Source organism: Arthrobacter sp. FW306-1B-G06A (assembly GCF_058781765.1).
In genome coordinates this window covers 1-561 of record NZ_JBYSXB010000097.1, presented here as the reverse complement: position 1 = coordinate 561, position 561 = coordinate 1, and the positions used below count along the sequence as shown (strand labels likewise).

1 protein-coding gene is annotated in these 561 nt (G+C 64.2%); it reads left to right on the top strand.

Annotated features, from left to right (window positions below; translation table 11 throughout):
- Positions 1 to 207: 207 nt before the first annotated feature.
- Positions 208 to 561, top strand: a 354-nt coding sequence (locus tag AC3WJM_RS23040; RefSeq protein ID WP_492273064.1) for a hypothetical protein, incomplete at its 3' end; no start/stop codon positions are given.

The following is a 561-nucleotide window of genomic DNA, read 5'->3' as shown; positions in this document are numbered from 1 at the left end:
GACGGTGAGGACACCGTCGTCACTCTCCGCCATCAGCAGCGGCCGGTCACGGTGGAGGTTCACACCAGCAGCGACGGGACTTCCTTCTTTACCCGGCATCTGGTGATCACCAACACCGGAGACCGGCCCTGCGCTCTTAACAAGGTCGCGCCGTGGTCCGGACTGACTTGGAATGTCGGGGCGAAAAGGACGGACAGGCACTGGTACTTGGAAGACGTAGAACTCCAGTCGCTACCGGACTCGCCGTTCAGCATCGGCCGGATGACCGATTCGAGCCTCTGCGCGGAAGGTGCGTTCGACTGGGCCCCAATCCCGGCCGGGCGCTCGGGGCTCGAAAGCATGCAGGGCCACTCCGGATGGGGGGCGCCGATGTGCTTCCTGCGCAACGAGGCCACCGGTGAGCTGCTGGTCGTCGATCTGGCCTGGTCCGGGAACTGGTCGATCGAACTGTTCAACGACTTCGAGCCAGCACGTCTCCAACAACGTGATGCGCGCGCCTACATCGAGGTCGGACTGGCAGGTCCAGCTCCCCTTCGCGTCTTGGAACCCGGGGAGTCCGTT